This window comes from Carbonicoccus niuqiaonis, assembly GCF_050157065.1.
Classification (GTDB): Bacteria; Actinomycetota; Actinomycetes; order Propionibacteriales; family Propionibacteriaceae; genus Avipropionibacterium.
On sequence record NZ_CP189573.1, the window covers coordinates 1,269,201 to 1,290,528 of the forward strand.

Below are 21,328 nucleotides of genomic sequence, written 5' to 3' on the forward strand. Positions count from 1 at the left end.
ATCGTTGCCCGTCCGCCGCCCGAGGCCGACAGTCTGTCCGTGGTCACCCGCCCCGGGGTGCCGGATCGGTGGAGGTGGGCGTGCCAGGCGAGGAAGTCGCAGGCCGGCGCCGTCGTTGGCAGATCTCCCCGCGTACCCGCCGCGAATGGTGGGTCTTCGTCCTGTTCGCGCTGCCGAACCTGGCGTTGATCACGACCTTCACCTACGTCCCGCTGTTCACCAACGTCTACTACTCGACGCTGAACTGGACGATCGGGTCGGCCACCGCCGTGTCGGTGGGACTGCAGAACTACACCACCTTCTTCACCTCACCCAACGGCCTGGCGGTGTGGCGGACCACCGCGATCTTCACCGTCGCCACCGTCGGTGGGTCGATCGTCATCGGACTGCTCGTCTCGCTGGTGCTCAACCAGAACCTGCGCGGCCGGACCGTCGCCCGGGCCGCGGTGTTCTCGCCGTACGTGCTGTCCGGCGTCGGCGTCGGACTGGTGTGGCTGTTCATCTTCGACCCCGTCTTCGGCGTGCTGGGTCACCTGCTCCGCTCGGTCGGCCTGACCAGCCCGGAATGGTTCCTCGACCCGGACCTGTCGCTGGCGATGGTGATCATCGTCTACGTCTGGAAGAACCTCGGCTACTGCGCGGTGGTCTACCTCGCCGGGCTCCAGTCGCTGCCCCGTGACGTGATGGAGGCGGCCGCCCTCGACGGGGCCGGCGCCTTCTCCCGGTTCACCCGGATCGCGCTGCCGCTGCTGTCGCCGAGCACCTTCTTCCTGTTGATCACCTGCATCCTCAACTCCCTGCAGGCCTTCGACCTGCTGCGGATCATGACCCCGCTCGGCAACGGCACCAACACGTTGATCTTCGAGGCCTACCTGCAGTCGTTCGGCGCCTACCAGCGGGCCGGCTACTCGGCCGCCATCGCGGTGGTGCTGTTCGCGGTGCTGTTGATCATGACGCTGGTGCAGTTGCGGTTCGTCGAGAAGCGGGTGCACTACGCATGAGGAAGGTCACCGCTGTCGTGGGGACGGTGCTGGGCGGCTACCTGCCGCTGCTGTTGACGGTCCTGGTCGTGTTCCTCCCGCTGCTGTGGATGATGCTGAGTTCGTTCAAGCAGCCGTCGGAGATCACGACCCTGACGCCCAGCCTGCTGCCGGAGCAGCCGACCGGGGAGAACTACGCCGAGGTCCTCGACCGGGTGCCGCTGCTGCTGTTCTTCCGCAACAGCCTGATCGTCACCGTCGTCGGCTCGACAGTGAAGGTGGTGCTGGCCCTACTGACGGCGTACGCGCTGGTCTTCATCCGGTTCCCGTTCAAGAACGTGATCTTCGTGCTCATCCTGGTGGCGCTGATGGTGCCGCCCCAGGTGTCGATGCTGCCCAACTACCTGACCATCTCGTCGTTGGGCGGACGCAACACGTTGTGGGGGATCATCCTGCCCGGGTTGGGGACGGCCTTCGGCACCTTCCTGCTCCGGCAACACTTCAAGACACTGCCACCCTCCCTGCTGGAGGCCGCCGAGATGGACGGCGCGGGGCACAGCTCGACCACACCCGGGTGCAGGACCTGGGCCGGGTGGCGTTGCCCGGTGGCGACCTCAACATCGCCCGGATGACGCAGACCGTGATGACCAGCGACGTGGACGTGCAGCAGCAGCTCACCGAGCTGCGCGGCACCCTCGAGCAGATCTACGAGACCGATCTGCAGCCGAAGCTCGGCGGCTGACCCGGTCTAGCTGAACGGGCCGGTGTCACCGGCACCGGCCCGTTCCACCACCGCGGTGCCGTCAGAGTAGTTGATCACCGTGGTCGGTTCGGTGCCGCACTCGCCCGAGTCGATCACCGCGTCGATCTCGTTGTCGAGCCGGTCCTTGATCAACCAGCCCTCGGTCATCGGGTCCTCCTCGTCGGGCAGCAGCAGCGTCGACGACATCAGCGGCTCGCCCAGTTCCCGCAGCAGCGCGGTGACGACCGGGTGGGAGGGAATCCGTACCCCCACCGTCTTCTTCTTGGGGTGCAACATCTTGCGCGGCACCTCCTTGGTCGCCGGCAGGATGAACGTGTACTGGCCGGGCGTGTGCGCCTTGAGCGCCCGGAACACCGCGTTGTCGATGTGGACGAACTGGCCGAGCTGGGCGAAGTCGGCACACACCAGTGTGAAGTGGTGCTTGTCGTCGAGGTTGCGGATGGTACGGATGCGTTGCAGCCCGTCCACGTTGCCGAGCTGGCAGCCCAGCGCGAAGCAGGAGTCGGTCGGGTAGGCGATCAGGCCACCGTCACGCAGCAGGTCTGCCACCTGACGGATCGACCGCGGCTGAGGATTGTCGGGGTGGACGTCGAAGTAGCGAGCCATGCACCAGTCCTAACCTCTCGGACGAGGTCGGCGCAAGGGATACCGGCGGGGTATCCTGACCGGGTCGTGCTCCAGCGAAGCCGGTGAGAATCCGGCGCTGACCCGCAACTGTGTGTCGAGGCAACCGCCTCGCGAGCCAGGCCGCCTGCGTACGACAGCGAATCACGCCTTCGAGGACCAAGGCGTCTCGCCTGACCGCGCGTCGCCCACCCGGGCGCCACCTGTTCGGCGAAGACCTCTCCTCGACCGACAGGAGGTACCGTGCGACCCCGACCCACCAAGCTGTTCGTCGTCCTGCTGACCGCACTCGCGGCTCTGCTGGCCATGACGGGCTGTGCCATCACCGAGGGCGAGCCGTTGGGGTCGAACCCCAGCAGTTCGGCGACGTCCGGCAGTTCGGCTGCCGCGTTCCCGCGCGACGTGGTGATCCCCGCCCAGGGCGAGTTCATCCCCGAACAGACCATCCACCTCGAGGCCCGGCCGACGTCGATCGTCGTGCTGAGCCCGAGCCTGACCGAGACCGTGTACGGCGTTGGCGCCGGTGAGCAGGTGAAGGCGGTCGACAAGCTGTCCAACTACCCGGCCGAGGCCAAGACCTCCGAGCTGGACGCCTTCGCCCCCAACCTCGAGGCGATCGTCGGCATGGAGCCCGACCTGGTGCTGGTGTCGAACGACCAGGACGGCATCGTCGGCAAGCTGACCGAGCTGGAGATCCCCGTCGCCGTGCTCGGTGCGCCGAGCGACCTGGCCGGGGCGTACACCCAGATCGAGCAGGTCGGCGAGCTGACCGGCAACGACGAGGCGGGCACCGAACTGGCCGCCGAGGTGAAGTCGCGGGTCGAGGCGGCCGTCGCCGAGGCCGGCTCGGAGACCGAACGCACCTACTACTGGGAGCTCGACCCGACCCTGTACTCGCTGACCTCGACCACCTTCATCGGGTCGGTGCTGGGCGAGTTCGGGCTGGTCAGCATCGCCGACCAGGCCCCCGACGCGGCCACCACCGGCGGCTACCCGCAGCTGAGCAACGAGTTCATCATCGACGCCGACCCGAACGTGATCTTCGCCCCCGGCGGTGACGCCGAGCAGATCCGGCAGCGGCCGGGCTGGGACGTCACCCGGGCGGTGAAGGACGAGGCCGGCATCGTCGTGCTCGACAACGACATCGCCTCACGCTGGGGTCCGCGGTTGGCCGAGTTCGCCGAGCAGATCGGCGCCGGCGTCGGGAAGCTGCCCTGATCGCGGGGCAGCCCTCGGCGCGGGTGGTCACCGACCGCCTGGCGCCGACGGCTGCCCGGACGACCCGGCTCCGACCGGGACCGCTGGCGCTGTGCTGCCTCGGCACCCTCGTCATCGCCGGCCTGGGCTGCGTCCTCGGCCCGGTCCCGATCGCCCCGGCCGACATCCTGGCCGGCTCGCTGACCCCGACCGAACAGGCGATCCTGTTCCAACTGCGGCTGCCGCGGGTGGTGCTCGGACTGCTGGTCGGTGCCCTGCTCGCCGGCTGCGGTGCCGCGTACCAAGGGGTGTTCCGCAACCCACTGGCCGACCCGTACCTGCTGGGCGCGGCTGCCGGTGCCGGACTTGGTGCGGTGCTGGCGATCGCGCTCGGGCTCGGTGGGGCGAGCGGGCTGGTCGGCGTGCCGCTGTTCGCGTTCGTCGGCACGATGGTCGCGGTGGCGCTGACCTACCTGCTCGGCGGTACGGGCCGCGCCGGCGGCACGGCCTCGCTGATCCTGGCCGGGGTCGCGGTCGCAGCGTTCCTGGGTGCGGTGCAGACCTTCGTGCTGCAGGCCCGCACCGACCAACTGCAGGAGGTGTACGCGTGGCTGCTCGGTCGGTTGTCGATCGTCGGCTGGACCGAGGTGTGGGTGGTGCTGCCGTACGCCGTCGTCTCGCTGACGGTGATCTGGCTGAGCCGTCGCGTGCTCGACGTGCTGGCCGTCGGTGACGACGAGTCCCGGCTGCTCGGGATGAACCCGGGCGTGGTCCGGCTGGTGCTGGTGATCGCCGCCTCGCTCGGCACCGCGGCCGCGGTGTCGGTGGGCGGACTGATCGGCTTCATCGGGCTGGTGGTGCCCCACCTGGTGCGGCTCGCGGTCTCGGTCAGCTACCGGGTGATCGTGCCGCTGTCGGTGGTCGCCGGCGGCGGGGTGCTGGTGGCCGCCGACATCGTCGCCCGGATGGCGTTGGCGCCGGCGGAGATCCCGATCGGGGTGGTCACCGCCTTCCTCGGCGCCCCCTTCTTCGGGCTGCTGCTGCGGCGGGGGCGTACGACATGATCATCAGCGCCCGCGAGCTCGCGGTGGAGGTGGTCACCGACCGCCGCCGACCCGTGACCCTGCTCACCGGGCTGTCGTTCGACGTCACCGCCGGCGAGTGGGTGAGCGTGGTCGGTCCGAACGGGGCCGGCAAGTCGACCCTGCTGCGGACGCTCACCGGGCTGCTCGGCTACCGCGGCGGGCTGCGGCTGCTCGGGTCGGAGGTGACCGGGGTGCCGGCCCGCCAGCTGGCCCGTACGGTCGCGGTGGTCACCCAGTCGCCGGTCGTGCCGGCCGGCATCACCGTCGACGACTACGTGATGCTCGGCCGCACCCCGCACCTGGGGCTGCTGCAGCGGGAGGGGCACCGGGACCGGGTCGTGGTGGCCGAGGCCGTCGCGCTGCTCGACCTCGGCGACTTCCTCGGGCGTCGGATGGAGACGCTGTCGGGCGGCGAGCTGCAGCGGGTCTACCTGGCCCGGGCGCTGGCCCAGCAGGCGCCGGTGCTGTTGCTCGACGAACCCACCGCCGCCCTCGACGTCGGCCATCAGCAGGACGTGCTCGGGCTGGTCGACCGGCTCCGTCACGAGCGTGGCCTGACCGTGATCAGCACGATGCACGACCTGACGATGGCCGGGGAGTACGCCGATCGGATCATGTTGCTGCACCGCGGCCGACTGGTCGCCGACGGGGAGCCGGCCGCGGTGCTGCGCACCGAGCTGCTGGCGACGACGTACGGGGCGAACCTGCGGGTGCTCGAGCCGGGGGAGTACGGCTTCGCCGGCCCGGTCGTGGTCCCGGTCCGCCGCTGAGGGAGTCGGGCTGCGGGGGACATAGGGTGTCGGGGTGGCTCATCTCCTCGGCGCCGAAGGCATCTCGATCGACTTCCCGACCAAGCAGGTGCTGCATCGGGTCCGGTTGGGCCTGGCCGACGGTGACCGGGTCGGCCTGGTGGGCCGCAACGGTGACGGCAAGTCGACGCTGTTGCGGCTGCTCGCCAAGCGGATCAGCCCCGACGAGGGGCAGGTGGTGCACCGCAACGGGCTGCACGTCGGCTACCTCGACCAGGGCGACGTGCTGCCGGACGGGCAGAGCGTCCGCCACGCCGTGGTCGGCGACGTCGACGACTACGTGTGGGCGTCCGACCCGCGGATCCGCGACATCCTCGACGGGCTGATCGCCGACCTCGACCTCGACGCCGATGTCGCCACGTTGAGCGGCGGCCAGCGCCGGCGGGTCGCCCTCGCCGCACTGTTGATCGGCGACTGGGACGTGATCATGCTCGACGAGCCGACCAACCACCTCGACGTGGAGGGCATCTCGTGGTTGGCGCGCCACGTGAAGAACCGGTGGGCGGCCGGCAAGGGGGCGTTGGTGGTCGTCACCCACGACCGGTGGTTCCTGGACGAGGTGTGCACCGCCACCTGGGAGGTCCACGACCGGATCGTCGACCCGTTCGAGGGTGGCTATGCGGCGTACGTGCTGCAGCGTGTCGAGCGTGACCGGCAGGCGGCCGCGGCGGAGGCTCGCCGGCAGAACCTGATGCGCAAGGAGTTGGCGTGGTTGCGGCGGGGTGCCCCGGCGCGGACGTCGAAGCCGAAGTTCCGGATCGACGCGGCCAGCCAGCTGATCGCGGGGGAACCGCCGGTCCGCGACCAGGTCGAGCTGAGCAAGCTGGCGACGGCTCGGCTCGGCAAGGACGTGGTCGACCTGGAGCACGTCGCGGTGTCGTTCGACGGGCGCGAGGTGTTGCGGGACGTGACCTGGCGGATCGGGCCGGGGGACCGGTTCGCGTTGCTGGGCGCCAACGGGGTGGGCAAGTCGACGCTGTTGAAGGTGATCACCGGCGACGTGACTGTTGATCATGGTCGGGTGAAGCGGGGCAAGACGGTCCGGACGGCGGTGCTGAGCCAGCAGCTGCACGAGCTCGACGCGGTCGCCCACGAGCGGATCTCCGACGTGATCGGACGGTACCGCGCCGGCTACATCAGTGGCGACAAGGAGTTGACCCCCGGTCAGCTGTTGGAGCGACTCGGCTTCACCAGTGCCCAACTTGCCACCCCGATCAAGGACCTGTCAGGTGGGCAGCGTCGCCGGCTCCAGTTGTTGTTGATCTTGCTGGACGAGCCGAACGTGCTGATCCTCGACGAGCCGACCAACGACCTCGACACCGACATGCTGGCCGCGATGGAGGACCTGCTCGACACCTGGCCGGGCACCATGCTGGTCGCGAGCCACGACCGCTACCTGTTGGAGCGGGTGACCGATCATCAGTACGCGATCATCGACGGGCGGATCCGGCACCTGCCGGGTGGGGTGGACGAGTACCTCCGGCTGGCCGAGGCGGGCAGCGGTGCCGGCGCCAGGTCGGTGGCGGATGCCGCGGCCGCGCCGAGCGTGGTGTCCGGGTCGTCGGCTGCGCCGGAGTTGTCGAGTGCGGAGCTTCGGGCGGCCCGCAAGGAGGTCGAGGCGACCGAGCGGCGGATGCAGCGGCAGCAGGCGACGATCGATCGGCTGCACACCGAGATGGCCGACCACGACCCGAACGACTACACCGGGCTGGCCGCACTCCATGATCAACTGCGGACCGCCGAGGACGAGCTGGCGACCTTGGAGACCGCCTGGTTGGAGCTGGCCGAGCAGTTGGAGTGATTCGGCCTCAAGCCAGGCGTCAACCGCGCGGGAGTCGGCGGCAGGTCGGCCGGCTGGACCGGGCGGAGCATCCCGGACAGCACCACCAGGAAGGCCACCATCACGACGAAGCCGATCCGCTCGATCAGCCCGAACATCGGGATGTGGGAGCCGGCGGCGGCCAGCGGGAAGTGGATCGCGAACACCAGCGCGGTGCCGGCCAGCACCGCCAGCGACAGCCCGCGGAGTTGGCGGCGCTGCCGTACGGTGATCATGCGGCTGCGGCTCACCAGCAGGCCGATGATCGGCATCACGGCGAACGCGTAACTGGCGGCCCACCGGTGGATCAGCGCCGAGGTGCTCGGGTCCCCGAGCGTGCCGGGACGATCGGTCGGGAACACCCCGACCAACATCATCGCCACCACGAAGGTGCCCAGCAGCAACGCCGGTGCGATCAGCCCAGCCCGGCCGGAACGCTGGGCCCGCCGGGCCGTACGGGCGATGGCGGTGCCGATCGCCAACGCGGCCACGGCCAGCAGTACCGAGCCGAGCAAGATCATCTCGTAGCCGGTGGGCACGAACGCGTAGTGGCTGATCGGTTGGTCGATCGGGTCGACCCGTTCGGCCCCGGCCAGGTGCACCGCGACCATCGGCAGCAGGGCGACCGCCGAGCAGCCGAGCACCCAGTGCTGCACCCGGATCCGACGGGTGGGGGTGACGGCGGGGGAGGGCGCGGTGAGGGTCATGACATCCATCCTGCTGGGCACCGGCGCACCCCACCATCGGGCCAGCTCCCCTTTGTGGGGTGGGGTTACCCCCACCACGCCCCGATCACGCGGAGGTCGAGTCCCCGACCGCACCGACCAGCTGCTCCGCCGCCTTCCGGGCCTGCTTGCGTCGCTTCTTCTCCAACTTCCGCAGCCCCTCGGCCGGGTTGACCAGCTCGGGCCACTTGGGGTCCAGATGATCACCCAGGGTGACCCGGCGCAGCCGACGACCGACCACCGGCATCAGATGCCGCCGCCAGAACTCGATGCCTTCGGCGCGCTGGGTCCACCAGCCGATGCTCTCGTGGGCGTCGAAGTCCTCCAGGTCGAAGCTCCACGGCACCCCCAGGGTGTCGAGCACCCGGGCGGCCATCAGCTTGTGGCCGTCCTTCGACATGTGCATCCGGTCAGCCGCCCAGAGCCGGGGATCCTCGTACTCACTCATCGCGCGGTGGTCGATCAGGATCGCGTCGTTCTGCCGGGCGATCTCGATGATGCCGTCGTTGAACACGTCGTTGCGTGGCCGGAACGGCTCCAGCAGCCGGCTGATCCGCAGGTCGTAACTGGTGAACATGATCACCTTCGCGCCGCTGTCGGTGATCCGTGCCACCGCCTCGGCACAGCGGGCCACCACCCGGTGCGGGTCGGTGCCGAAGTCGAGCAGGTCGTTGCCGCCGGCGAAGAAGCTGACCAAGGTCGGCCGCAGCGCCAACGCCGGCTCGAGTTGTTCGTTGAGGATCTGCCGCAGCCGCCGACTGCGGATCGCGAGGTTGGCGTACCGGAGCTCCGGTTGGGCCTTCACCAGGTGCTTGGCGACCCGGTCGGACCACCCCCGCACCCCGTTGGGGTAGCCCTCGTTCCAGTCACCCACGCCCTCGGTGAACGAGTCACCGATCGCGACGAACCGGGGTTGAGACGGGGCTGCCATCAGCGGAGTCGGGTCAGCGGCCACGCATGGCCTGGCGGGCACCCTTCATCTGCCGCGAGCTGGTCGGCATCGGGCCACGCGGCACCGGGACCTTCGGTCGTACGGCGTCGAGTGCGCGGAGGCGCGACTTGATGTCGGTGACCTGGTAGGGCTGCAGCTTCTTCGGCATCTTCTTCAAGTGCTTCGCCAACTGCGACAGCGGCACCTCGCCCTCGCGGTCACCCATCCGGATCGTGGTGACCTCGACCAGCTCGGTGACCCGCTGGTGCTTGCGGGACTCGGTGATCAACAACTGCTTCACCCGGCCGGGATCGCCTTCCCCGATGAGGATCAGCCCACCCGGGCCGACCGCCCGGTGCACCACGTCCTGGTGCTTGGTGACGGCGATGACCGGGCTGGTGGTCCACGTCTTGGGAAGCATCCCCAGCGCCACCTCGGCCGACCCGGCCTGCCCCTGGTACCGCGTGTAGGTCGCCTTCTGTGCCCGACGCACCAGCACGAACATCGCCAACGTGATGCCGGCCAGCAGACCGAGCGGGATGCCGAACAGCAGCTGGTCGAACACGATGCCCAGCACGATGCCGAGCACCAACGGCAGCAACAGTGCGCCGAGCAGCCAGAACGGCACCTGCGGGTCGTAGGTCTTGGTGACCTTGTACGCCTCGTAGATCTGCCGCATCCGGCCCATGTCGGCGGGGTCGGTGGAGTTCTTGCGACGCTCCTTCTCCACCGCCCGGGCAGCCTTCTCCCGCTCGGTCGCGGCCTTGCGGATCGCCCTCGCGTCGACCTTCTGGGTCGCCTTCGCCATGATCAGCCCTTCTCGACCCCACCGGCCGCATCGCTGCGGACACGGGACTCCATGGCCTGTCGGTAGAGCCGACCGGCCCGATACGAGGAGCGGACGAGCGGCCCACTCATCACTCCGGCGTACCCCATCTCGGTCGCCTCCTCGGACAGTTCGACGAACTCCTCCGGCTTGACCCACCGCTCCACCGGGTGGTGCCGCGGCGAGGGGCGCAGGTACTGGGTGATGGTGATGATCTCGGTGCCGGCGTCGTGCAGCTGCTGCAGCGCCTCGGAGATCTCCTCGCGGGTCTCACCCATGCCCAGGATCAGGTTCGACTTGGTGACCAGCCCGGCGTCGCGGCTCATCCGGAGCACGTCGAGCGAGCGGTCGTAGCGGAAGCCGGGACGGATCCGGCGGAAGATCCGCGGCACCGTCTCGACGTTGTGGGCGAACACCTCGGGCCGGGTGTCGAACAGCTGCTGCAGCAGCTCGGCCTTGCCGGTGAAGTCGGGGGCCAGCATCTCCACCCCGGTGTCGGGGTTCAGCTCGTGGATCTTGCGGATCGTCTCGGCGTACAGCCAGGCACCCTCGTCGGGCAGGTCGTCCCGGCAGACGCCGGTGACGGTGGCGTACCGCAGCCCCATCTTCTGCACCGACTCGGCCACCTTCAGCGGCTCGGTCTCGTCGAGCGCCTCGGGACGGCCGGTGTCGATCTGGCAGAAGTCGCAACGCCGGGTGCACTGGTCACCGCCGATCAGGAACGTCGCCTCCCGATCCTCCCAACACTCGAAGATGTTGGGACAGCCCGCCTCCTGACAGACGGTGTGCAGGCCCTCGTCGGCGACGAGATTGCGCAGTTCGCTGTACGCGGGCCCCATTTTGGCCGTGGTCTTGATCCAGGACGGCTTCTTCTCGATGGGGGTCGCGGAGTTGCGGACCTCCAGCCGGAGCAGCTTGCGTCCTTCCGGTGCGATGGTCACCCGACGAGTCTAGGCGATGGATCCCCGGACCCGTCGCGGCGGGCGACGGGTCAGCGTGTGCCGGCGGCGAGGCCGTAGGTGACCCGCTTGCGGCCGGGCTCCGGTCGCGGTTCGGCGACGTCGGGCGAGGAGTCGTACGGCTCGAACGCCAGCAGCTCGGTCAGGTGTGGTCGTACGACCTCGGCCGCCTGTCGGACGGTCACCGTGGTGCCGAGCTCGGCGGCCAGCGAGGTGACCCCGGCGTCGGTGATGCCGCACGGCACGATCTTGGAGAAGTCGGTCATGTCGGGGCACACGTTCAGCGCGAACCCGTGCATTGTGGTGTTGCGGGAGACCCGGATACCGATCGCGGCGATCTTGCGCTCGGGGCCGGCGTCGTCGGCGGCCAGCCACACCCCGGAACGTCCTTGGATGCGGCCGGCGGTGACGCCCAGGTCGGCGACGCTGCGGATCAGCGCCTCCTCGACCCTGCGGACGTAGTCGACCACCTTCACCTGCTCGGCCAGCGTGACGATCGGGTAGCCCACGAGTTGGCCCGGTCCGTGCCAGGTGATGTTGCCGCCCCGGTCGACGTCGATCACCGGGGTGCCGTCGGTCGGGCGTTCGAAGTCCTGGGTCCGCTTGCCGGCGGTGTAGACCGAGCTGTGCTCGAGCAGCAGCACCGTCGGCGGACGGGTGCCCTCGGCGACCTCGGCGTGCACCGAGCGCTGCAGCTCCCACGCCTCGGTGTAGTCGATCAGCTGTTCACCCAGGGCGAGGTCGGAGAACTCGAGAGCCATGCAGGCACTCTAACCCCGGCCACCTGGCCGGCTGCGGGTGCTCGACGTCGGCGCCAGCAGCAGCCACGCGTGGTCGGCCCGCTGCTCCGGCGAGCCGTCGCCGTCGAGCAGCAGCGCGACCAGGCCGGTGGCGACGTAGTGGGCGTGCACGTCGGTCGGTACGGCGTCGAAGCCGGGCGGCCGGCCGGTCGCGAACCGGGCGACCAACTGCTCGGTCAGCAGCGCGCCGAGCCGTCGGGCGACGAGGGCGGCGCCGGTGGCGTCCAGCCGGGTCAGTGTCGGCCACCAGGCGTGGGCGGCGGCGAACATGTCGCGCAGCTCGGCCGGGGTGGTGGTGCCGTCGGCGAACGGACAGCTCGCGATCGGGCGGGTGATGTCGACCAGCTCGGCCGACAGGGCGTCGGCGACCAGCTCGGGAACGCTGCCGTAGTGCTGGTGGACGGTGCTCCGGTTGACCTCGGCGAGCTCGGCCACCCGGGCGAAGGTGAGTCGCCGGGTGTCACCGTCGGCCAGCAACTGTCGGGCTGCGGTGCACAGCAGTGCCCGGGTGCGCCGGTACCGCGGGTCGTCGGGGTTGCCGGCGGTACGGCGAGCGTTCGGTGAGGCGGTGGTCACAGGTGGCACATCGGAATCCTATACGACAGATGTTGGATATCCAACACATGAGGTATAGACTGCGGCCCATGATCATCGAGGTGTACGCGGACGTGCTGTGCGGTTGGGCCTGGATCGGCAAGGGTCGACTGGAGCAGGCGCTGGACCAGCTGGGCGACTCGGTCGACGCGACCGTCGTGTGGCGGCCGTACCTGATCGACCCGACCGCACCCAGCCCGTCGGTGTCGTTGGCGTTGGCGTTGGCCGAACCGGGTGTCGAGCGCGCCCTGGAACAGTGCGCCCCCGGCATCGACGCGGCCGTTCGGCGGCTCGAGGTGGGCCAGCTCGGGATGGACGAGCTGGGACTGCCGCGGTGGGGTGCCGAGTGGCGGGCCAGCAGCTGGGCGGCGTGGCGGATGGTCACGGCTGCGCTGGTCGAGCACGGACCACAGGTGCACGACGAGGTCATGACCGCCGTGCTGCGCGGCCACTTCGTCGACGGCGCCGACATCAACTCGCTCGCGTTCCTGTCCGACCTGGCCGACCGGTTCGGGCTGCCCGCACCGGCCGCCAAGCCGGACCACCGGTCCGCGCTGGCGTACCTGGAGCCCGGCTTCGCCGGCGGTGACCCGGTGGAACGGGCGACCCGGATCGCGCAGCTGAGCGGCCAGGCGATCGACGTGGCGACCTCGCCGACCTTCGTGGTCGACGGGCGGATCATCGGGACCGGGGCGCAGCCGGCCGACGTGTTGGCCGGTTGGATCGCCGAGGCCGCGGCGGAGCAGGGCTCCGTCGTGCCGGAGGAGGTGCGGCAGTTCCGCAATGCGCGGGCGCTGTTGGAGCGCAACAACCCGCGCGGCACGCTCTACCTGTTGTCCGGGTTGCCGGAGCTGGCGGGGGAGCGGAGCTACGAGACGCTGACCGCGCGGGCACTCGCCGCCTCGGCGAGTCTGGAGCCGGCGCGGGCCAAGCTCGAGCAGCTGCTGGAGCGGTACCCCGACGATGCCTACCTGCAGGTGCTGATGGGCAAGACGCTGCGGCGGATGCAGGATCCGCGGGCGGCCAAGCACCTGGCGTTGGCCGGAGCGATGAACCCGGAGTTCCTCGACTTCTGAAGGAGAGCGTGTCGGGCCGTAAACGCAGTCAGCCGCGGCGAGACGCCGCGGCTGACTGTGTGTGTCGTGGTGTGGTGATCAGCGACCGAACTCGGCCTCGAAGTCACCTTCCTCGAGGCGGGCCTTGACCGCGCTCAGGAAGCGGGCCGCATCGGCGCCGTCGACCAGGCGGTGGTCGTACGTCAGCGACACGTACATCATGTCGCGGACGGCGATCGTGTCGCCGAGCTCGGGGTGGCTCACGACCATCGGCCGCTTGACCATCGCCCCGGTGCCCAGGATCGCCACCTGCGGCTGGTTGATGATCGGGGTGTCGAACAAGGTCCCCGCGGAGCCGTAGTTGGTGATGGTGAACGTGCCACCGACCAGGTCGTCCGGGGTGAGCTTGTTGGTCCGGCTCCGCTCGCCCAGGTCGCCGATCTTCTTGGCGATGCCGGCGATGTTGAGGTCGCCGGCGTTCTTGATCACCGGGACCATCAGGCCCTTCTCGGTGTCGACGGCGAGGCTGATGTTCTCGGCGTCGGAGTAGGTGATCACGCCTTCCTCGGTGTCGATCTGGGCGTTGACCTTCGGGAACACCTTCAGCATCTCGACCACGGCCTTGGTGATGAAGGCCAGGTAGGTGAGCTTGGCGCCCTCGGTCCGGGCGAACTCGTCCTTGACCTGGGCCCGCAGTCGCGAGATCCGGGTCAGGTCGACCTCGACGGTCGCGGTCAGCTGGGCCGAGGTGTGCAACGACTCGGTCATCCGCGCGGCGATCGTCTTGCGGATCCGAGACGCCTTCTCGGTGGTCCCCCGCAGCGCGGTGGCCTCCGGGCTCGGCTTCGGAACCGCCGACGCAGCCGGGGCGGCACTCGGCGCGGCAGGTGCCGCTGGAACTGCCGGGGCTGCTGCGGCCTGCTTGGCCGAGGCCGCCGCGTCCAGGATGTCCTGCTTGCGGATCCGGCCGCCGACACCGGTGCCGGTGACGCTGCTCAGGTCGACGTCATGCTGCTGGGCCAGCTTGCGGACCAGCGGGGTGACGTACGGCTCGTCGCCGCCCGAGCTCGCGCGCGGGGCGGCTGCCGGCTTGGGCTCCGCCTTCGGGGCCTCGGCCTTGGGAGCTTCAGCCTTCGGGGCTTCGGTCTTGGGCTCCTCGGACTTGGGCTCGGCCTTCGGGGCCTCTTCGGTGGGCTCGGGTGTCGGGACCGGCTCCTGGCCGCCCTCGTCGCCCGCCTCGGCCTGCTCCTCGACCGGGGCATCGTCGGAACCGGCGTCGGTGTCCTCGTCGGAACCGGCGTCCGAAGCATCGCCGGCCTCGCCGATCACGGCGAGGACGGCGCCGACCTCGACGGTCTCGTCCTCGGCCGCGCGGATCTCCAGCACGGTGCCGGAGACGGGGGAGGGGACTTCGGTGTCGACCTTGTCGGTGGACACCTCCAGCAATGCCTCGTCGGTCTCGACGCTGTCGCCGACCTGCTTCAGCCAGCGGGACACGGTGCCTTCGGTGACGCTCTCACCCAGCGCCGGCAGGGTGACCTCGGTGCCCTTGGCAGCGCCACCGCTCTTGGCAGCGGCCTTCTCCTCGGCGGGGGGCTCGTCCTTCGCGGCGGGCTCCTCCGCGGGGGCGTCCGCAGTCGGCTCGTCGTCGGCGGGGGCTTCCTCGGCCGGGGCCTCGTCGTCGGCGGGTGCGTCTTCCTCAGCGGGGGCCTCGTCCTCGGCGGGCGCCGCGTCGGACTGCTCACCACCACCCGACTCGTCGGCGTCGCCGATCACGGCCAGGACGGCGCCGACCTCGACGGTCTCGTCCTCGGCGGCCTTGATCTCCAGCACGGTGCCGGAGACGGGGGAGGGGACCTCGGTGTCGACCTTGTCGGTGGACACCTCCAGCAACGGCTCGTCGGTCTCGACGGTGTCGCCGACCTGCTTGAGCCAGCGGGAAACGGTGCCTTCGGTGACGCTCTCACCGAGCGCGGGGAGGGTGACTTCGGTCGTCATGGCCGTCGGGCTCCATTCATCGTTCGGAGTTCATGGTGATGCGCGGATCAGATTGTCCGACGTCGCACCGTTGCCGGACGCCACGTCAGGAATCACCTTAGCCCCACGCGTCCTCGTGCTCATCCGTGGGAGTGGAGTGGCTTTCCGGCGAGGGCGAGTGCGGCCTCACCGAGCGCTTCGTCCAGCGTCGGATGGGCGTGGCTGAAACCGGACAGGTCCTCGGGGTGCGCCTCCCACCCGGTGATCAACTGCGCCTCCCCGATCAGCTCGGAGACACCGGCTCCGACCAGGTGCACCCCGACGATCGGACCGTCGGTCCGGCGGACCAGCTTCACCAGTCCGCGGGTCTGCAGGATCTGCGCCCGCCCCACCCCGGCGAGGTCGTACGTGATCGTCTCGACGGCGTCGCCGTGGTGCTCCCGGGCCTGCGCCTCGGTCAGCCCGACCGAGGCGACCTGCGGGTCGCAGAACGTCACCCGCGGGACCTGGTGGTCGGCCACCGGCGGCAGCGGCGGCTCGGGCAGCCGGTCGAGGGCGTGGGCGACGTCCTCGGCGACGAAGATGCCGTGGCCGAACCCGCGGTGCGCCAGCTGAGGCCCGGCGACCAGGTCCCCGACCGCCCGGACCGACGGCAGCGCGGTGGTGAGCCGGTCGTCGACCACCACGCAGCCCCGGTCGAGCTCGATGCCGGCCTCGGCGTACCCCAGCCCGTCGCTCACCGGCCCGCGGCCGACCGCCACCAGCAGCAGGTCGGCGGTGTGGTCGGTGCCGCCGGCCCGCAGTGTCACCCCCTGCTCGGTGACGTCGACGTGTTCGGCCGGGGTGCCGGTCAGCACGTGGATCCCGCGCTTGGTGAAGGCGCGGTGGACCGTACGCGACAGCTCCGGTTCCTCGGTCGGCAGCAGCCGGTCGAGCGCCTCGACCACGGTGACCTCGACCCCGAGGGAGCGCCACGCGCTCGCGAACTCGGCCCCGATCACCCCGCCGCCCAGCACGATCGCCCGGGCCGGCAGGCTGGTCAGTCGCAGGGCGTGGTCGCTGGTGATCACCCGGGTGCCGTCGATGTCGATGCCGGGCAGACTGCGCGGTGCCGACCCGGTGGCGAGGACGGTGTGCCGCCCGGTCAGCGTCCGCTCCCCGTCGTCGGTGTCGACCACCACCGACACCTGGTCGCCGGTGGTGAGCCGGCCGGTGCCGGTGACGACCTCGATGCCGCGGGAGCTGATCAACCCGGACAGGCCGCGATGGAGGCCGCCGACCACCCGGTCGGCGTAGCCGAGCATCGCCTCGGCGTCGATCTGCTGCAGCTCGGCGCGGACCCCGAATGCGGCGCCGTCGCGGACGCTGTCGGCCACCTCCGCCGCGTGCAGGATCGCCTTGGTGGGGATGCAGCCACGGTGCAGGCAGGTGCCGCCGAGCTTGTCCCGTTCGACGAGGGCGACGCTCAGTCCGAGCTGGGCGGCGCGCAGGGCGGCGGCGTACCCACCGCTACCGGCGCCCAGCACGACCAGGTCGTGGGTGGCGCTCATGCGGTGGTGGTGGGGTCGTCGATTGTGACCATGCCTGCATACTGTCACGGTGGGTTCGAACGGGTGGTGGCAGCGATTCACGGGGAGGTTCCGACGGGGGACCGGCGGCGGCCAACCGCCGCTGGAGAAGGACGTCGTCGCACAGAACCAGTCCCAGCTCGAGGCGTTCGTCGCCAGCCGCCGCGGGGTCGAGGTGTTCGTCGAGGCGCCGACCAACCTGAACCGGCCGTCGGTGCTGCTGATCGCCCACGACGGTGAGTCCGTACGGCGTAGCGTCCCGTCGGTGCGGTGGGGCCACGACTTCGCGAAGCGGCGCGACCTGCCCAGCTATGACGCCGGTGTCGTCGGGTATCCGCAGCGGATGCGGGACTACAACCGCCGCCGACGCTGAGCGGACTACTTCGCCAACGCCCTCACTTCGCCAACGCCCTCACTTCGCCAACGACTGCGCCAACGCGACCAGCGTGCCGACCGCGGCCCCCGTACCGCCGGGTCCCTGGTGGCCGTCAGCGCCCTCGGACCGGAACGCCGGGCCGGCGATGTCGAGGTGGGCCCAGCTGTGCTCACCGACGAACTCACGCAGGAACGCGGCGGCGAACAGCGCACCGCCCATCCGGGAACCACTGGACTTCACGTCGGCGACCTTCGAGGCCAACTTCGCCTTCGCCGTCGCCGGGATCGGCAACTGCCACAGCAGTTCGCCGGCCGCATCGGCAGCCGCCAGCACCTGCTCCACCAGGTCGTCGTCGTTGGACAACACCCCCGCGGTCTCCTCGCCCAGCGCGACGACACAGGCGCCGGTCAGCGTGGCGACGTCGATGATCACGTCCGGCTTGTCCTCCAGCGAACGGGCCAGCGCATCGGCCAGCACCAGCCGGCCCTCGGCGTCGGAGTTGGCGTTCTCGACCGTCTTGCCGCCGTAGATGGTCAACACGTCCGACGGCCGGTAGGCGGTGTCGGACGGCAGGTTCTCGGCCATGGCGGCGTACGTGGTGACCTTGACCGGCAGGTTGAGGTCGGCGACGGCGCGGGTCGCGGCGAGCACCGCGGCGGCGCCGGCCATGTCGCACTTCATGGTGTACATGGAGTCGCCCGGCTTGATGTTCAGGCCACCGGAGTCGAAGGTGATTCCCTTGCCCACAAGGACGATGTGGGTCTTCGCGCCACGCGGGGCGTAGGAGAACCGGACCAGCCGCGGCAGTCGGGACGAGCCGCCACCGACGGCCAGCAGGCCGCCGTACCCACCCTTGGCGAGTGCCTTCTCGTCGAGCACGTCGACGGTGATCTTGGCATCACGAGCCCACTCGCGGGCCTCGTCGGCGAACGTCTCCGGGTACAGCAGGTTCGGCGGCACGTTGACCCACTCGCGGGCCCGGGCGACGGCGCGGGCGACCGTGGCGCCGGTCGTCGCGGCGGCGGCGACCTGCTTGCCGCCACCGGTGAGGAGGGTGAGCGCTGCCACCTTCGGGGCAGCGACCTCGGCCGAGGAGATCGGCTGGTAGGTGTAGCTGCCGAGGATCGCGCCCTCGGCGATCGCCTGGGCGGCCTCGGGTTCGGTGGCGTCGAGGGCCAGGCCCACCTGCAACCCGCCGTCGGCCGTCGCGAGGGAGCCGGCGGCCCGTACCGCAGCACCCGACGCCCGACGCAGCACGTCGGGGGTGGGCACGTCCTCACCCAGCCCGACCAGCAGCAGTCGCCGGCCCTTCGCGCCGAGCAGCACCGCGGTGCTGCCGACCGCCGGGTCGGCACCGACGGCGCGGGCGGCCTCGGCCAGCGAGCTGCCCAACGCCTTCGCCGTCGCCTTCTCCACCTCCGGTGGGCACCCGACGACCGTGGGGGCGTCCTTGGTGCCGGTCACGCCGACGATCAACACGTCGACCCGGGCAGGGACGGAGCTGGCGGTGGTCAACGGCGGCAGGATCGGTGCGGGCACGGATGAGTCCTTCGGTCGTACGGCTGAGGCCTTGTTCGGTCGGGACCACAGTAGCCATTCCGGTGGGATAGGTTCCAAGACGGGCGGACAGCCCGCCCGAACCCGTGCGCCAGGAGGTCGCGACATGACATCGCAGCAGCCCCCGAAGACCACCCTGCGGCAGTCGCCGTTGCACCAGCGACACGAGGCGGCCGGCGCGAAGTTCGCCGAGTTCGGCGGTTGGTCGATGCCGTTGGAGTACGCCGGCGGCGGGGTGCTGGCCGAGCACACGGCCGTCCGGGAGTCGGTCGGCATCTTCGACGTGAGTCACCTCGGCACCGTCACCGTCTCGGGTGCCGATGCGATCGCCTTCGGCAACCGGGTCCTCACCAACGACCTGGACCGGATCGAGGCAGGCAAGGCGCAGTACACCTTGCTGTGCAACGAATCCGGCGGAGTGGTCGACGACATGATCGCCTACCGCAAGGCCGACGACGAGATCTTCCTGGTGCCGAACGCCGGCAACACCGCCACGGTGGTGGAGATCCTGTCCGGTGCGGTCCGTGCCGGCGAGGACGTCACGGTCGACGACCAGCACGGCGACTTCGCGATCATCGCCGTGCAAGGGCCCCGGAGTGACGAGGTGTTGACCGCGATCGGGTTGCCGACCGAGATCGACTACATGGGCTTCGTCGACCACGAGGTCGACGGCGTACCGCTGACGGTGTGTCGGACCGGCTACACCGGTGAGCGTGGCTGCGAGGTCGTGCTGCCGGCGGCGGCCGCCCCGGAGCTGTGGGACCGACTGCTCACCGCGGGAGAGTCGCTGGGCATCCGGCCGGCCGGGCTGGGCGCGCGGGACACGCTGCGCACCGAGATGGGCTACTCGCTGCACGGTCAGGACATCAGCCCCGAGATCACCCCGGTGCAGGCACGGCTCGGCTTCGCGATCGCCCGGAAGAAGCCGGAGTTCTTCGGCCGGGAGGCGTTGGCCGCCGAGCGAGCGGCCGGCCAGACCCGGACCGCACGCGGACTGCGCGCGGCCGGCCGAGGGATCCCGCGGCCGGGGATGTCGGTGGTCGACGCGGACGGCACCGAGATCGGTGTCGTCACCTCCGGGACGTTCTCACCGACCCTGAAGACCGGGATCGCGTTGGCACTGATCGACACCGCGCACGAGGTCGGCGAGACGGTCCAGGTGGTGGTCCGCAACCGGACCGAGCCGTTTGAGATCGTCAAGCCGCCGTTCGTGAACCCCGAGGTGCGCAACAGCTGACCCGGCGCGTACCGAAACACGGCGATTTCGACGCTGTCCCCCGCCGAGGCGGGCAGACCCTCGAAATCGCCGCGTTTCGGTATGGGTGATCAGTCCTCGCCGATCCGCAGCACGTGGACGCCGAGCCCGGGGAAGTCCAGGTCCAGCGACCCGTCGGTGATCCGGACCTGATCATGCTCGTACGGCAACTGGGCCATGCCGCCGCTGCGTCGGCTGCCCGACAGCCGGATCGAGACCGGCTCGGTGTGGGAGTTGACCGCGATCACGTGGAGCACGCCGTCGTGCCGCTTGGCCAGCACCTTCACCGACGGCAGCGTGATCGGCTCGGTGACCCCGTAGGGCGTGAACGGATCCACCTCGGGCTGGCCCGACAGCACCTCGAAGGTCACGTCATCGGCGTCGGTGCCGTTCAGCAGCACCTGGTCGAGTCGATCACCGCTGGTCAACTCCGAGGCCGCCTTGTTGTAGGCGTCGAGCGAGTCGAGCAGCACGGGGCCACCGTTGCGCCGGTAGAACGAGTAGACGAAGATGCCGCGTGCCCCGCTGGCCAGGGCGGCCCAGAAGTCGTGGTAGGTCCCCTCGGGTGTCATCCACTCGGCCGTGGAGGCGTGGTAGAGCTCCAAGGCTGCGATCGGGGTCTTCTGCCCGGCCAGGTAGTCCGATCCGACCTCGGCGCCGGCCAGCTCGATCGCCTGCAGCATCTGTTCCATCCGCCACCGGACCCAGACGTGGGGTTGGCCCGCGTACGTGGTGTAGGAGCTGATCGGGGCGATGTCGATGTACGGGATGTAGTTGGCCAGGGCGCTCGCGCTGTAGTGGTTCGGGGTGTACATCATCACCGGCCGTTGCAGCGGGTCGTACTGCCGGGCCCATGCGGAGTAGTTGCGCACGATGTCCATCTCGTTGCGGTACCAGTAGCGCATCTCCTCGGGGATGTCCCACCACGCCAGTGCGGGGCTGGCCGCGAACCGCTGGACGTACGCGGCGAACTCCGCCTCGGGCACCCCGACCCGGCCGCCCGGGTCGTTGATCTTGCCGGTGTACGGCAGTTGCAGCAGGGCACCCATCCGGGCGATCTCGGCCAGGCGGAGCGTCTCGGCCATGATCTCGTCGTGCCGCGGCTTGTCGTCGGCGTAGCGGTGCACCATGTTCCAGCCGAACCGCTTCTCCGACTGCATGGCCACCAACGGATCCATCGGTTCCTGCACCTGGTCGGCCGGTCGGTCGGCGCCGATGTCGTACCAACCGAGCGGGAACTGCTGGCCGCGGGGGTGAATCGTGGTTCCGATCTCGGGCAGGGCATGGGCGGTCCGGGTTCCGACGCCGGCCAGCCCGGCGGCGGTGATCCCGGCGGCACCGCCGAGCAGTAACCGTCGCGAGATCGGATTGGAGTTGGTCATGGGCATGGTTCTTCCTCTCTGAAGGGTGTTGCGGGGGTTTCAGTCG

20 protein-coding genes and 1 riboswitch are annotated in these 21,328 nt (G+C 70.2%); of the genes, 9 read left to right on the forward strand and 11 right to left on the reverse strand.

Going from position 1 to position 21,328, the window contains the following annotated elements; genetic code table 11:
• Window positions 1–80: 80 nt before the first annotated feature.
• The gene (locus ACQBAU_RS05805; RefSeq protein ID WP_465254836.1) at window positions 81–1,001 is read left to right on the forward strand and encodes a carbohydrate ABC transporter permease; all 921 of its coding nucleotides are present in this window, start codon (window positions 81–83) and stop codon (window positions 999–1,001) included.
• On the forward strand, window positions 998–1,612 hold the full coding sequence (locus ACQBAU_RS05810; RefSeq protein WP_465254835.1) for a carbohydrate ABC transporter permease: 615 nt from the start codon (window positions 998–1,000) through the stop codon (window positions 1,610–1,612). The genes ACQBAU_RS05805 and ACQBAU_RS05810 overlap by 4 nt, the downstream gene beginning before the upstream one ends.
• A 116-nt stretch (window positions 1,613–1,728) precedes the next feature.
• On the opposite strand, the gene ACQBAU_RS05815 is transcribed toward ACQBAU_RS05810, so the two are convergent.
• Window positions 1,729–2,349, reverse strand: a complete 621-nt coding sequence (locus ACQBAU_RS05815) for an L-threonylcarbamoyladenylate synthase (RefSeq protein WP_434549332.1) — start codon at window positions 2,347–2,349, stop codon at window positions 1,729–1,731.
• A gap of 79 nt (window positions 2,350–2,428) precedes the next feature.
• Window positions 2,429–2,490, forward strand: a riboswitch (cobalamin riboswitch).
• Between the two features lie 120 nt (window positions 2,491–2,610).
• Here ACQBAU_RS05815 and ACQBAU_RS05820 point away from each other — a divergent pair.
• The 4 genes from ACQBAU_RS05820 to ACQBAU_RS05835 all read left to right on the forward strand — a co-directional run bounded on the left by ACQBAU_RS05820 (window position 2,611) and on the right by ACQBAU_RS05835 (window position 7,259).
• Window positions 2,611–3,585 carry an ABC transporter substrate-binding protein gene (locus ACQBAU_RS05820; protein ID WP_465254834.1) on the forward strand — a complete coding sequence of 325 codons (975 nt, stop codon included), beginning with the start codon at window positions 2,611–2,613 and terminating at the stop codon, window positions 3,583–3,585.
• A gap of 23 nt (window positions 3,586–3,608) precedes the next feature.
• The gene (locus ACQBAU_RS05825) at window positions 3,609–4,628 is read left to right on the forward strand and encodes a FecCD family ABC transporter permease (RefSeq protein WP_434549334.1); all 1,020 of its coding nucleotides are present in this window, start codon (window positions 3,609–3,611) and stop codon (window positions 4,626–4,628) included.
• A complete protein-coding gene (locus ACQBAU_RS05830; protein ID WP_465254833.1) occupies window positions 4,625–5,419 on the forward strand; it encodes an ABC transporter ATP-binding protein in 795 nt (264 codons plus the stop codon). The genes ACQBAU_RS05825 and ACQBAU_RS05830 overlap by 4 nt, the downstream gene beginning before the upstream one ends.
• A gap of 67 nt (window positions 5,420–5,486) precedes the next feature.
• The gene (locus ACQBAU_RS05835) at window positions 5,487–7,259 is read left to right on the forward strand and encodes an ABC-F family ATP-binding cassette domain-containing protein (protein ID WP_465255374.1); all 1,773 of its coding nucleotides are present in this window, start codon (window positions 5,487–5,489) and stop codon (window positions 7,257–7,259) included.
• On the opposite strand, the gene ACQBAU_RS05840 is transcribed toward ACQBAU_RS05835, so the two are convergent.
• The 6 genes from ACQBAU_RS05840 to ACQBAU_RS05865 form a co-directional block, all read right to left on the reverse strand.
• On the reverse strand, window positions 7,184–7,984 hold the full coding sequence (locus tag ACQBAU_RS05840; protein WP_465254832.1) for a DUF998 domain-containing protein: 801 nt from the start codon (window positions 7,982–7,984) through the stop codon (window positions 7,184–7,186). The two genes, ACQBAU_RS05835 and ACQBAU_RS05840, sit on opposite strands and share 76 nt — an antisense overlap.
• An 85-nt stretch (window positions 7,985–8,069) precedes the next feature.
• The gene (locus ACQBAU_RS05845) at window positions 8,070–8,933 is read right to left on the reverse strand and encodes an SGNH/GDSL hydrolase family protein (protein ID WP_465254831.1); all 864 of its coding nucleotides are present in this window, start codon (window positions 8,931–8,933) and stop codon (window positions 8,070–8,072) included.
• A 13-nt stretch (window positions 8,934–8,946) separates the two neighbouring features.
• The gene (locus ACQBAU_RS05850; RefSeq protein ID WP_465254830.1) at window positions 8,947–9,741 is read right to left on the reverse strand and encodes a DUF4191 domain-containing protein; all 795 of its coding nucleotides are present in this window, start codon (window positions 9,739–9,741) and stop codon (window positions 8,947–8,949) included.
• A gap of 2 nt (window positions 9,742–9,743) precedes the next feature.
• Window positions 9,744–10,700: a lipoyl synthase gene (gene lipA / locus ACQBAU_RS05855; RefSeq protein WP_434549342.1), complete on the reverse strand. Its 957-nt coding sequence runs from the start codon at window positions 10,698–10,700 to the stop codon at window positions 9,744–9,746.
• 50 nt (window positions 10,701–10,750) lie between these two features.
• Window positions 10,751–11,479 (reverse strand): lipoyl(octanoyl) transferase LipB, encoded by a 729-nt coding sequence (gene lipB, locus ACQBAU_RS05860; RefSeq protein WP_434549343.1) that lies wholly within the window; start codon window positions 11,477–11,479, stop codon window positions 10,751–10,753.
• Window positions 11,480–11,488: 9 nt separating this feature from the next.
• Window positions 11,489–12,103 (reverse strand): TetR/AcrR family transcriptional regulator, encoded by a 615-nt coding sequence (locus ACQBAU_RS05865; RefSeq protein WP_434549344.1) that lies wholly within the window; start codon window positions 12,101–12,103, stop codon window positions 11,489–11,491.
• 59 nt (window positions 12,104–12,162) lie between these two features.
• Here ACQBAU_RS05865 and ACQBAU_RS05870 point away from each other — a divergent pair, with 59 nt between their 5' ends.
• The gene (locus tag ACQBAU_RS05870; RefSeq protein ID WP_465254829.1) at window positions 12,163–13,188 is read left to right on the forward strand and encodes a DsbA family protein; all 1,026 of its coding nucleotides are present in this window, start codon (window positions 12,163–12,165) and stop codon (window positions 13,186–13,188) included.
• 78 nt (window positions 13,189–13,266) lie between these two features.
• Here ACQBAU_RS05870 and sucB read toward each other — a convergent pair whose 3' ends face one another.
• A complete protein-coding gene (gene sucB, locus ACQBAU_RS05875; RefSeq protein ID WP_465254828.1) occupies window positions 13,267–15,165 on the reverse strand; it encodes a 2-oxoglutarate dehydrogenase, E2 component, dihydrolipoamide succinyltransferase in 1,899 nt (632 codons plus the stop codon).
• A 119-nt stretch (window positions 15,166–15,284) separates the two neighbouring features.
• Entirely contained in the window at window positions 15,285–16,694 is a 1,410-nt protein-coding gene (gene lpdA / locus ACQBAU_RS05880) for a dihydrolipoyl dehydrogenase (RefSeq protein ID WP_465254827.1), read from the reverse strand.
• 49 nt (window positions 16,695–16,743) lie between these two features.
• On the opposite strand from lpdA, the gene ACQBAU_RS05885 reads away from it, so the two are divergent.
• Window positions 16,744–17,085 (forward strand): hypothetical protein, encoded by a 342-nt coding sequence (locus ACQBAU_RS05885; RefSeq protein ID WP_434549348.1) that lies wholly within the window; start codon window positions 16,744–16,746, stop codon window positions 17,083–17,085.
• 39 nt (window positions 17,086–17,124) lie between these two features.
• On the opposite strand, the gene ACQBAU_RS05890 is transcribed toward ACQBAU_RS05885, so the two are convergent.
• Window positions 17,125–18,627 carry a leucyl aminopeptidase gene (locus ACQBAU_RS05890; RefSeq protein ID WP_434549349.1) on the reverse strand — a complete coding sequence of 501 codons (1,503 nt, stop codon included), beginning with the start codon at window positions 18,625–18,627 and terminating at the stop codon, window positions 17,125–17,127.
• A gap of 124 nt (window positions 18,628–18,751) precedes the next feature.
• Here ACQBAU_RS05890 and gcvT point away from each other — a divergent pair, with 124 nt between their 5' ends.
• On the forward strand, window positions 18,752–19,882 hold the full coding sequence (gene gcvT / locus ACQBAU_RS05895) for a glycine cleavage system aminomethyltransferase GcvT (protein WP_465254826.1): 1,131 nt from the start codon (window positions 18,752–18,754) through the stop codon (window positions 19,880–19,882).
• A gap of 89 nt (window positions 19,883–19,971) precedes the next feature.
• Here gcvT and ACQBAU_RS05900 read toward each other — a convergent pair whose 3' ends face one another.
• Entirely contained in the window at window positions 19,972–21,288 is a 1,317-nt protein-coding gene (locus ACQBAU_RS05900; protein WP_465259467.1) for a hypothetical protein, read from the reverse strand.
• Between the last annotated feature and the right edge of the window lie 40 nt (window positions 21,289–21,328).

What these genes read in the sequence shown, in the direction of transcription:
- ACQBAU_RS05840 (WP_465254832.1), bottom strand. Translation starts at nt 7,984, where the DNA reads ATGACCCTCACCGCGCCCTCCCCCGCCGTCACCCCCACCCGTCGGATC.
- lipB (WP_434549343.1), bottom strand. Translation starts at nt 11,479, where the DNA reads ATGGCTCTCGAGTTCTCCGACCTCGCCCTGGGTGAACAGCTGATCGAC.
- lpdA (WP_465254827.1), bottom strand. Translation starts at nt 16,694, where the DNA reads ATGAGCGCCACCCACGACCTGGTCGTGCTGGGCGCCGGTAGCGGTGGG.
- gcvT (WP_465254826.1), top strand. Translation starts at nt 18,752, where the DNA reads ATGACATCGCAGCAGCCCCCGAAGACCACCCTGCGGCAGTCGCCGTTG.
- ACQBAU_RS05830 (WP_465254833.1), top strand. Translation starts at nt 4,625, where the DNA reads ATGATCATCAGCGCCCGCGAGCTCGCGGTGGAGGTGGTCACCGACCGC.
- ACQBAU_RS05870 (WP_465254829.1), top strand. Translation starts at nt 12,163, where the DNA reads ATGATCATCGAGGTGTACGCGGACGTGCTGTGCGGTTGGGCCTGGATC.
- ACQBAU_RS05815 (WP_434549332.1), bottom strand. Translation starts at nt 2,349, where the DNA reads ATGGCTCGCTACTTCGACGTCCACCCCGACAATCCTCAGCCGCGGTCG.
- sucB (WP_465254828.1), bottom strand. Translation starts at nt 15,165, where the DNA reads ATGACGACCGAAGTCACCCTCCCCGCGCTCGGTGAGAGCGTCACCGAA.
- ACQBAU_RS05810 (WP_465254835.1), top strand. Translation starts at nt 998, where the DNA reads ATGAGGAAGGTCACCGCTGTCGTGGGGACGGTGCTGGGCGGCTACCTG.
- ACQBAU_RS05850 (WP_465254830.1), bottom strand. Translation starts at nt 9,741, where the DNA reads ATGGCGAAGGCGACCCAGAAGGTCGACGCGAGGGCGATCCGCAAGGCC.
- ACQBAU_RS05845 (WP_465254831.1), bottom strand. Translation starts at nt 8,933, where the DNA reads ATGGCAGCCCCGTCTCAACCCCGGTTCGTCGCGATCGGTGACTCGTTC.
- ACQBAU_RS05900 (WP_465259467.1), bottom strand. Translation starts at nt 21,288, where the DNA reads ATGCCCATGACCAACTCCAATCCGATCTCGCGACGGTTACTGCTCGGC.